At 59.7% G+C, this 9124-nt stretch carries 13 protein-coding genes; 11 read left to right on the top strand and 2 right to left on the bottom strand.

Annotated elements, in window-relative coordinates; translation table 11 throughout:
- Positions 1-4 precede the first annotated feature (4 nt).
- The 6 genes from OVY29_RS24590 (at position 5) to OVY29_RS24615 (ending at position 4360) form a co-directional block, all read left to right on the top strand.
- On the top strand, positions 5-298 hold the full coding sequence (locus tag OVY29_RS24590) for a hypothetical protein (protein ID WP_066684523.1): 294 nt from the start codon (positions 5-7) through the stop codon (positions 296-298).
- A 591-nt stretch (positions 299-889) separates the two neighbouring features.
- Positions 890-2812: a reverse transcriptase domain-containing protein gene (locus OVY29_RS24595; protein ID WP_024018999.1), complete on the top strand. Its 1923-nt coding sequence runs from the start codon at positions 890-892 to the stop codon at positions 2810-2812.
- Positions 2809-3183, top strand: coding sequence for a DUF6927 domain-containing protein (locus OVY29_RS24600; protein WP_156416647.1), 375 nt, complete (start codon positions 2809-2811; stop codon positions 3181-3183). The genes OVY29_RS24595 and OVY29_RS24600 overlap by 4 nt, the downstream gene beginning before the upstream one ends.
- Positions 3184-3199: 16 nt before the next feature.
- Positions 3200-3400: a hypothetical protein gene (locus tag OVY29_RS24605; protein WP_058456862.1), complete on the top strand. Its 201-nt coding sequence runs from the start codon at positions 3200-3202 to the stop codon at positions 3398-3400.
- Between the two features lie 110 nt (positions 3401-3510).
- Positions 3511-3861, top strand: coding sequence for an antitoxin Xre/MbcA/ParS toxin-binding domain-containing protein (locus OVY29_RS24610; protein WP_054590611.1), 351 nt, complete (start codon positions 3511-3513; stop codon positions 3859-3861).
- A gap of 4 nt (positions 3862-3865) precedes the next feature.
- The gene (locus tag OVY29_RS24615; protein WP_058456863.1) at positions 3866-4360 is read left to right on the top strand and encodes an RES family NAD+ phosphorylase; all 495 of its coding nucleotides are present in this window, start codon (positions 3866-3868) and stop codon (positions 4358-4360) included.
- 7 nt (positions 4361-4367) lie between these two features.
- Here OVY29_RS24615 and OVY29_RS24620 read toward each other — a convergent pair whose 3' ends face one another.
- Positions 4368-4865, bottom strand: a complete 498-nt coding sequence (locus OVY29_RS24620; RefSeq protein WP_058803380.1) for a hypothetical protein — start codon at positions 4863-4865, stop codon at positions 4368-4370.
- Between the two features lie 67 nt (positions 4866-4932).
- Here OVY29_RS24620 and OVY29_RS24625 point away from each other — a divergent pair, with 67 nt between their 5' ends.
- From OVY29_RS24625 to OVY29_RS24645, 5 genes are all read left to right on the top strand, one after another.
- Positions 4933-5748: a hypothetical protein gene (locus OVY29_RS24625; protein ID WP_313912463.1), complete on the top strand. Its 816-nt coding sequence runs from the start codon at positions 4933-4935 to the stop codon at positions 5746-5748.
- A 74-nt stretch (positions 5749-5822) separates the two neighbouring features.
- Positions 5823-6503, top strand: a complete 681-nt coding sequence (locus tag OVY29_RS24630; RefSeq protein WP_313912464.1) for a hypothetical protein — start codon at positions 5823-5825, stop codon at positions 6501-6503.
- Positions 6504-6513: 10 nt separating this feature from the next.
- Entirely contained in the window at positions 6514-6945 is a 432-nt protein-coding gene (locus OVY29_RS24635) for a hypothetical protein (RefSeq protein ID WP_152998738.1), read from the top strand.
- Positions 6935-8251: a hypothetical protein gene (locus OVY29_RS24640; RefSeq protein WP_058803396.1), complete on the top strand. Its 1317-nt coding sequence runs from the start codon at positions 6935-6937 to the stop codon at positions 8249-8251. The genes OVY29_RS24635 and OVY29_RS24640 overlap by 11 nt, the downstream gene beginning before the upstream one ends.
- Before the next feature lie 140 nt (positions 8252-8391).
- The gene (locus OVY29_RS24645) at positions 8392-8601 is read left to right on the top strand and encodes a hypothetical protein (RefSeq protein ID WP_054136348.1); all 210 of its coding nucleotides are present in this window, start codon (positions 8392-8394) and stop codon (positions 8599-8601) included.
- A gap of 128 nt (positions 8602-8729) precedes the next feature.
- Here OVY29_RS24645 and OVY29_RS24650 read toward each other — a convergent pair.
- A partial coding sequence (locus OVY29_RS24650; protein ID WP_313912465.1) for a hypothetical protein occupies positions 8730-9124 on the bottom strand: 395 nt, incomplete at its 5' end.

Genomic DNA, 9124 nt, shown 5'->3' on the forward strand with positions numbered 1-9124 from the left:
ACGCATGGGCTGGCTTTACATGCACCGTGCCGGAATGGGGGGCTTCGACACTCCCAAGGCCTATCTTGACAATCAGCTCACATGGGAGCGCGAGAATGAAGAAACCGGCACCTTCGAAGGATGCCGGGTCATCAGAAGCGTGTCCACAACCGGTGCCTACTACGCGGCTGTCCAGCGCTATGGACCGAACAACCAGACCCACGCCATCTCCGCGGTGATCTGTCTGGTCCGCTGGAACCCCAAGGCAGCCGACGGCCTCCTGTTCGGCTACAAGGACAGTGCGCCGTTGCGGCGCTGAAATGGAGTATCAGTGATGATGAGGTAAGTTGAGAATGCCTCTGCTCGCCGGACTAACCTCGGGCCTCACAAGGTCTGAAATCCCGAAAGGGACGGGGAACAATAGCATGTTCGGAAAAGGCCAGATGCGTCTTAGTCGCAAATGGAGGCGATGACGGTCAGGGCAAGGTGCGTATGGTGAAGGCTACACTGCTTAAATCCCAGTCTGCAGCAATCTATATAGCGATACTGGCGAAAGCGACTGTCACGCCAGGTCCGGATGATGACAGCGGTCTCATGTCTTGGCCGCCTGTTTCTCAGCCCATCCGGTGCGCCTCTCGTCGAGGGGTTTAGTGGACGAACGGGACACCTAACCGCGCCGCATCTCCATTCAGCGTAACTACGGGATGCCCTAAACAGGCGGCTTCTGCCGGCCTGCATGGGTACGGAGCCGCCATATTACTCAAATGCCCGGGGTAATGCCCGGGACATCGACCTCTTCGGAGGCGGCGGTGCAACTGTATAAGGTCTCGAGCGATCGGGCCGAAAGCGGGGAAGACCGGGGGAAGGGCGGCAGCTGTGATTCTTCAACCACCGATCATGGGGTGTGCTGATGCTGCCAGAAACTGTGAAAGGCCGGTTGGAGGCCATTCCGGCGCTCGTTGCGTCGGGCAAAAGGGTGAATGGACTCTATCGTCTGATGGGGTCTCGCCTCCTTTGGGAGGAGGGGCTCCAGAAGATCGGATCCAACAAGGGTGCGATGACGCCGGGTATTGACGGCGAGACCTTCGCGGACTTCGGACCGGAAGACCTCGACCCGATTATCGCCAGCGTGACGGCAGGGACCTATGATCCCAAACCAGTGCGTCGGGTGTTTATCCCGAAAGGCAAGGGCAAACGGCGTCCGCTGGGCATTCCCACGCGCGACGACCGCCTCGTTCAGGAAGTGGCGCGGCAACTGCTCGAACGGATCTATGAACCGGTGTTCTCGAACGCCTCCCATGGATTCCGGCCGGGCCGGTCGTGTCATACGGCGCTTGAACACGTCAAAGCCGTATGGACGGGGGTGAAATGGCTCGTAGATGTGGATGTCGCGGGGTTCTTCGAGAACATCGACCACGACATCCTCCTGCGGCTGTTGCGGAAAAGGATCGATGACGAGAAATTCATCGGCTTGATCGGCAGCATGCTTAAGGCGGGTGTTATGGAAGACCGGGTTCACACCCGGACCTACAGCGGCACTCCGCAGGGCGGTATCGTCTCTCCAATCTTGGCCAACATCTACCTCCATGAACTCGATATGTTCATGGCGGAACGGATCGCGGCTTTCGAGAGGGGGAAGGTCCGTGCCACGAACCCGGAATATGGGCGACTGGCTGGGCGCATCCAGAAACAACGGAAGCGCGTCACCATGCTGCGGGCCAAAGACAATGTCGACGAGGTGAAGGTTGCGGCCTCCTTGGCCAAAATCCAAACCTTACTGCCGCAAAAGCGGTCCATCCCGTCGAGAGACGCGATGGACCCCGGTTATCGCCGACTTCGTTACTGTCGCTACGCGGACGACTTCATGATTGGGGTTATCGGTAGCAAGGAGGATGCACGAAGCGTGTTCGCCGAAGTCAGGGCATTCCTGACCGAGGCGCTGGCGCTCACGGTGTCCGAGGAGAAAAGCGGTATCCGCAAGGCGAGCGATGGAGCCGCCTTCCTTGGATATGAGGTCCGCACATATACGACACGCCAACGGGTTGTCCGGAGCCGACAAGGTTCCGTCAGCTTCCTTCGTAGGCCGCCGTCGGAAGTGATGCAGCTGCATGTCCCTTGGGAGAAGGTCCACGCGTTCGCTTCTGCAAAAGGTTATGGTGATCTGTCGGTGTTGAAGCCGCGTCATCGTAGCCTGCTGCTCAGCTGCAGCGACGTTGAGATCGTCCTAGCTTACAACGCCGAATTGCGGGGTTTTGCGAACTACTATGCTCTCGCCAAGGATGTGAGCTTCAAGCTGAACAGGCTTGAGTTTCTCCAGCGGTGGAGCTTGTTCAAGACCTTGGCCAGCAAGCACAAAACCAATGTGCGAGCGGTCGTGGCCCGCATGAGGACGGGGCAGGAATTCACCATCGGCTACGACGTCGATGGCCAGCCCCGATCGGTCAAAGTCTGGAAACTGGCTCATCTGAAACGTGATCCGGCCACCTCGTCCAGGATTGATATCCAGCCTTGGACGCAGGTGTTCACCCACTCACGTACGGACTGGGTTGATCGTCAGAATGCCAAGCAATGCGAGGCTTGCGGTCGATCCGATGTTCCGTGTCAGGTGCACCATATCCGGGGGATGGCCGATGTTTCGCACCGCGGTTTTGTCGTGAGAATGAAGGTGGCACGCGCCCGCAGGACGGTGGTCCTGTGCGAGCAATGCCACTGGGATACTCACAGAGGCCGCCTGCCCGATCTACGGCAAAGTGATGGTTCGTCACAGTGGAGAGCCGCATGCGGTGAAAGCTGCACGTGCGGTTCGGCGGGGGGATCAGGGCTGACTCCATGAGCAGCACCAATCCTACCCGACTGGATGAAAATTCAGGACCGGTGGAGGCCGGGTGCCCCAGAAGTGTCCTGGAGGAGTTGGGGCCAACCAGTCATCCTTATGCCCTCGACTGGCGCAACCGGTGCTACCGCCAGCTCCGGCTCAAGGAACGCAAGATCGCCGATGGCGACATGATCCGGCTGCCTGAACCGATGAAGTTCACCGACGGCACCGAACACGCTGAATTCAGGGTGACAAAGCGCGGCGCGAAAATTGAACTCAGCACGCCCGATGGCCGAGGCCGGTTTCGCATCAGCAGATTGATGGAGCGCCGATTTGAAGTCGTGCCCCCAAAGCGCGCGGTGCGCACATTCTTCCCGGCGACGCCGTAACGCTCGGGAGGTGATCATGCTGCCTCAGAGCCTGGACCCCAGAAGGGCGATCCTGTGCGGGCGCGCCAATGCCGAGCGTGTCGCCATTCGGATGACCGCAAATTCCGGGCAGAGCCATGCCGTGGTGAGGACGGACAGCAAGCTCCAGCCCTTTTGCGTTCTGCCTGCAGAAGAGGGCCTTGCCGGCGCGATCGAATTGCAGGTCGTGGTTTTGTAAGAGCGGGTAACCTCTTCGGCAAAACGGGAACACCTGCTGGGTTTGACACCCAAACCTTGATTACCGCAGATATTGACGCTATATCGCGTCAGAATTCATGGGAAAGTGCAATGGCGATTCAAAACTACGCTGACAACGGCGCGTTTGCTCCGCGCAAGATCGTCGACGCGCTGCGGACGACCAGCGACGAACTCGCACGCTCGCTGGGCCTCGGCAAGGATGCGATCCAGCGCAAGGACCGGATCGCGTCCGACCGGACGCAGCGCCGCCTTCGCCAGATGGTCGAGGTGCTCAACAAGGTCGAGCCGCGCTTTGGTTCGGCGTTGTTGGCCTATGCCTGGTACCGCTCGGAACCACTGCCGGGTTTCTCGGGCCAGACTGCCATGCAGCTCGTGCAGAGCAACCGGGCCGATGACGTGCTGACCTATATCGACGCGGTCGACGCCGGCGTCCACGCCTAGTCCAATGCACTTTACCGGGCTGCTCTACCGCGCCCACAATCCGGTCTGGTCCCGTGAACCCCTCTCAGGGGAGGGGGCCGCCCGATTTGGCGGACGGTTCAATCGCATGGGGCGCACGGCGCTCTATACTTCCCTCGCCCCTGAGACCGCGCTGCGCGAGGCCAATCAGGCTGGCACGCTGCAGCCCACCACGCTGGTGGCCTATCAGGCCGACATCGGGCCGCTGCTCGATGGCCGGGACACGGCTGCATTGCATCCCTTCGGCATCACACCGGCTGAACTCGCCGACCCGTCATGGCGTGATCGGATGCTCTCCGGCAAGCCGGTCCCGACGCAGGACCTGGCGGAGGCCGCGATCGCGCAAGGCTATGCTGGCATCGTTGTCCCGAGCTACGCCCGCGGCGCCCCCGCAGACGCGCTCAATCTTGTCCTATGGGACTGGGACGGGCGCATCACGCTTGTTGATGACGACGACCGACTTGGCCTTCGCAATAACTGATGGCCTCTTATTCCTCGATCATCCCTCCGAGGCCGGGATCGAGATACCACGATGGGCCTTCGGTAAAGTCGGCGTTGCGGGCAGGAACAGGGCCATCAGGCTCTGACGAGACGTAAGGGTTGACCATCGGTGCCGGGTGCTGGCCCGAGCGCAGAATGTGGCCCGACATCTGGCACCGCGGCCCGAGGAGCTCGAAGAGCCATTCGAGATCGTCGAGCATCTGGACAACCCCGCGCCCTGCCAGTGCATAGTAGAGGCAGCGCTGATAGTCATCGCAATGGCAGGACAGGATCTGCGTCAGCCGAGCCTTGGCATTGGGCAGGCCCTGAAACACGCCCTGCAAGGTCTCATAGAGCTCGCGCGCTGAGTAATAGGCATCGAACGGCTCCACTCCGATCGAGGCATTGGCGAGCATACGCTTGGTTGGACGGCAATTGGGATCAAGTGCCGCGTCGCGCAGCGTGACATCGAGGTCGAACTTGCCGATATCAAAGACCTTGTTCATTATTCATGGGCTCCTGCAGATTATGAACATAACGTGAACAAACGACAGGGTCAAGGCGTCATCATGCATGTGGCTGGTAGGTAAGGACACCACAGGAAAGACCGGCAGGGTCGCCATCAGCGACGAGCTGAAGGCTGCGCTGGTGCGCTGGTATACAGGCCGGGGCAGCGAGGCCGACCACCGCGCTTGCGTCTCACTGGTCTCGACCGCGCGAGAGAACCACAAGTGGATCGCCTGCGATTGCCTTGGGGCAGAGCGGCCGCCGCCGCTGATGAGCGCGGCCTATCTCAGTTTTCAGGAAACCTATTACCTCCGGCGTCTTACCTCGCGGCCAGGCCACGAGCCGGGCTGCCCGTTTCATCTGCCGCAGGCGCCACCGCGCATCCGCGAGACCGTGAAGGATTCGCTCTATGCCATCGGCCTTCCAAAAGGCCTGTTCAGCGCACACCAGAAGGCGCCGGAGAAGCTTGCACAGAGGCCAGAGGACATAGAGCCCGACGACCGCTCACGCGGCGTCGCGATCCCGCGCCTCGGCAAGCTGCTCTGGTTGCTGCTCGAACGCGCAGGCTCGAATATCCTGCGCGAATTACCGCCCAGCGGCAGGCGCGCAGGCTCGATCAGCGAAGAAATGCGTCACCTCAAGCGCGCCGCTCAGGGCCTCGAAATCGCGCCGGGCATCCGGCTGTCGGATCATCTCTACACCAACGCGATCGATTACGAGAAACGGCGGGTCCATGCCCGATTGCGGGCTGCGGCCGAGACCTGGCCGCCCGAGTTTGCACCGCAAGCCTTTCTGCTTCTCGAAGCGAGCGAGGTCACATCGAGCGAGGTGGTGAGCTGCGCTACGCCTCGACCTACAGCAAGGGCCAGCTGCTCGAAGTGACGCGCCAGAACGCCCCCGGAGGGCTTGTTCGGGGGCGGTACGATGTCGAAAGCATAGACGTGAAGGGCCGGGTCATGCTGCGCGATGAAAGCGGCAAGCTGATCAAATTCGATCCGGCGGCGATCGACCCTTCGGACAAGCGCGATGCCTTGAGGCTCTCCGAAAAGCACAAGGAGACAATCTACGAGGGCGACAAGATCCGCTGGACCGAAAAGGATGATGCCAGGGGGCTGATGAAGTCCGAGGAGGCGAGGATCCTCGGGATCAGGGATGGGATCGTCACGCTCGAGAACAAGGCAGGCGAGATCGTAGAACTCAAGCAGAATGACCGCATGCTCGAGCGCATGGGCCTGGCCTATGCGATCAACATGCATCAGGCGCAGGGCGACACGCGCGACATGGCGATCGGTGAGATGCACTCATCGGCCAGGCACTTGTCGAACCAGCGTCTGGCGCTCGTCATGATGACCCGGGTGCGCGACGACATCATAGTCGTCACCAACGACCGCGATCGGCTTCTCGCACAGATCGGCCGCAACCCGGGCGACAAGACCAGCGCACTCGAAACCCTCGGCGAAAAGCAGGTCGAGGCCAAGCGCAGCGGCCGCGAGGCTGGCGAATTCCGGCCCACAATTCCCGATCATTTGAGGGCGCCCGAGGACAGGCAAGCAAATGCCTCACGGATCGATCCGGCGAGCCTTCGGGCAACGCCCCAGCTCGATGTGCCCGAACGCAACATCGAACGCAGCCGATAGGAGGAAGATCGTGACACAGATGGGCCATGCCAAAGCGGGCACGCCGCCTTCAGACACTTTCGAGATTCACCTCACGCAGCAGCTGACCCTGACCAATCTGGTGAACGAGGCAGGACTCTCGGAGATTGCGCGTGCCGCTGGCGGGGACAGCTTTGTGGTCTGCGACCTCAATACGTACGGGGTTCAGGGATGCGCTGATCTGCGAGCCGCCCTCCATAACCAGAAAATGGCCGCCGAGTTGGTGGCGATAGGTCTGATGATCCTTGTCGCAGTTCTGGTGGGCACGATCGCGGCCGCCTTTGTGAGGCTGGTGGCGCAGCGGGCGGCTCCTCCTTGGGAGCGGTGCGCCGTTGCCTTTATCCCGCTGCGCAGGGGTCGGGCAAAGCCCCGGAAAGATGCGGTCAACATCATAACCAGGAAGGAGAAGAGGCATGGCGCTTGAATACAAAGACGCAGGGACCGTCGGAAGCAAGCGTGGGGCGAAGGACGGGGCGCAGCACAAAAAGGTTGATCTGCGCGATCTCCACATCCGCAATGCCGGCGGTCAAAGTACCGTTCAGAAAACGAGCGAGTTCAAGCGCAGATCACCCAACAGCTACTTGAAGGGCGAAGCGGCAAACAATCTGGCACGCCGGGTCTTCAAAGAGCATAGGGCCGGAAAGTCGGTACGAGAAATCGCGGGCTGCTTTGAGCTTTCTCAGACCAAAATCCGCGTTCTCGTCAATCGCGGCCTCGATGCCGAATTTCGCGACGTGACAGCACCAAGGATGATCCAGCAATACTGCGATGAGGGACGACAGCTCGATATCCCCCTTAATGTACTTCTCGGTAAAAGAACGGGCGTCCATTGCTGGACCTCAAAAATGCTGAACGAGGGAGCGCTCCTGCGAGAGGTAAAGGCGCTCTATGAAGACTTCACGCTCGAGCACCTCCAGCACTGCATCTACAATTGTGACGCTCACCTAGCAAAGATCGAGGCCCTGATCGGGCCGCTGCAGTTGATGAGCGTCGAAGCATTTCATCACCGAGCCCGTCAACGGGTTGCGGCTTACCGGAGCCAAAATCGCTTCCACAAGATCCGCTATATCGACTGGGACACACGCCCTAACTCATACTTTGCTTGTACCAACCGATACGAACAGTGGCACGACTGGGTACTGCACCCCCGAGTGAACGAATGTTTCAACCCTAACCAAACACTACACGATATCATTGCAAGAATGGAATCGGTCTTCAGTGCAGCAATCTATTATAGGAATCAGGAAGCCGCCGAGGCTGAGTATCGGCACCTTGAGCGGCTTATTGCCGAAAACAACGGACCCAGAGAGTTTACCCAGTTCGTTGCCCAGGGGCGCGCCATATGGCGCAAGCGAAAGGCCGATAGAGCCGAAGCAGCGTACAATTCGACGCCAGACCCTATCGTCGAGGCTCGCCAGCGCGAATCCATTGCGAGAAGCCGGCTGATTACACACGCCGGCACGATAGCGATCCGGATGGCCCTGATGTTTGGCAGCATCATACTCCTCGCCCACGAGATGAGTGTGATCAACGACCCACAATATCTGGCTCGGATGAATGTTCCCGCAATGAGCTTCTACATCACCGCATTCATTGCCGGTGCTGCCGCCGTTGCGCTGGCGTTATTCACGTTCCAGTCGGCTCGAGGCTTCAGCCAGCAAATAAAGGAGCACCGGTCGGCCAAAGCCAGCCTCGACCACCAGATGGACCGAGGATCAGCGCTTACATGACGAACTGCACTTCAACTCCAATTTCAAGCGGCAGCCCTTCCCAAGCCCGATCCGCCAATGCCCAGAAGCAGTCGGCATGAGCCTGCGCCTGCGCATCCAATCTTCCAGACCGTCAATCACCACATGAAGGAGAGCATGAAATGGCATTCGATTACGAAGATGCAGGCACTTTCGGCAGCGAGCGCGAGGCAAAAGACTGGGCGCAGCGCAACAAGGTCGATCTGCGCGATCTCCACATTCGCAACGTCGGCGGCCAGCGGGTCGAGGTGGGTATCCGCAAGAGCGCCTACGATCAGCGCGAGAATTACGACAACCGGCACGGCCAGAGACAGGACGGCTTCTGGCGATGATGAAGTCCACCGCAGCGTGCCTGATTTGGACCACTGGCTTGTTGCACGACGCGAACGGAGCTCAGAATTTCGGCCTGATGGAGTTGTGGCGTATTGAAGCCGCTGGTTCCGCGGCTTCCAATATCTTCTTATGCAGCCAAAGCAGATTGCACGTTGCCAGGAAAAAGCAGGAGAGCGAAGGCATTTGCAATCTGCCGGGCGCTTGATTCAGACAAGCCAGTCACATCCCCCACCAAGGCCCCGCCATCGAAAAAGCTTTTAGGCTCAAGGCCAGAAGCGATCAGTTGATAGGTTCGGAACAGAACCCTTGCCATTTTCCCATCGGCAGACTGTCTGATCATCTGGTCATAATCAGAATCCAAGCTGATATGGTCCCAATGGACCGAGAAGTGTTTTCTTGCTTTTGCCACGTGCAGGAACGGTATCTTGCGGCGTTGGCACTCATAGAACCAAGCATCGCGAGCGGCCGAATCTCGCTTGTCGATCATTTTCCAAGCGGGGTTAGGCCATGGGATCCCTTTGA

This window comes from Sphingopyxis sp. SE2 (assembly GCF_032227185.1).
In the GTDB taxonomy this organism is placed as follows: Bacteria; Pseudomonadota; Alphaproteobacteria; order Sphingomonadales; family Sphingomonadaceae; genus Sphingopyxis.

What these genes read in the sequence shown, in the direction of transcription:
- OVY29_RS24590 (WP_066684523.1), top strand. Translation starts at nt 5, where the DNA reads ATGGGCTGGCTTTACATGCACCGTGCCGGAATGGGGGGCTTCGACACT.
- OVY29_RS24595 (WP_024018999.1), top strand. Translation starts at nt 890, where the DNA reads ATGCTGCCAGAAACTGTGAAAGGCCGGTTGGAGGCCATTCCGGCGCTC.
- OVY29_RS24600 (WP_156416647.1), top strand. Translation starts at nt 2,809, where the DNA reads ATGAGCAGCACCAATCCTACCCGACTGGATGAAAATTCAGGACCGGTG.
- OVY29_RS24605 (WP_058456862.1), top strand. Translation starts at nt 3,200, where the DNA reads ATGCTGCCTCAGAGCCTGGACCCCAGAAGGGCGATCCTGTGCGGGCGC.
- OVY29_RS24610 (WP_054590611.1), top strand. Translation starts at nt 3,511, where the DNA reads ATGGCGATTCAAAACTACGCTGACAACGGCGCGTTTGCTCCGCGCAAG.
- OVY29_RS24615 (WP_058456863.1), top strand. Translation starts at nt 3,866, where the DNA reads ATGCACTTTACCGGGCTGCTCTACCGCGCCCACAATCCGGTCTGGTCC.
- OVY29_RS24620 (WP_058803380.1), bottom strand. Translation starts at nt 4,865, where the DNA reads ATGAACAAGGTCTTTGATATCGGCAAGTTCGACCTCGATGTCACGCTG.
- OVY29_RS24625 (WP_313912463.1), top strand. Translation starts at nt 4,933, where the DNA reads ATGTGGCTGGTAGGTAAGGACACCACAGGAAAGACCGGCAGGGTCGCC.
- OVY29_RS24630 (WP_313912464.1), top strand. Translation starts at nt 5,823, where the DNA reads ATGCTGCGCGATGAAAGCGGCAAGCTGATCAAATTCGATCCGGCGGCG.
- OVY29_RS24640 (WP_058803396.1), top strand. Translation starts at nt 6,935, where the DNA reads ATGGCGCTTGAATACAAAGACGCAGGGACCGTCGGAAGCAAGCGTGGG.
- OVY29_RS24645 (WP_054136348.1), top strand. Translation starts at nt 8,392, where the DNA reads ATGGCATTCGATTACGAAGATGCAGGCACTTTCGGCAGCGAGCGCGAG.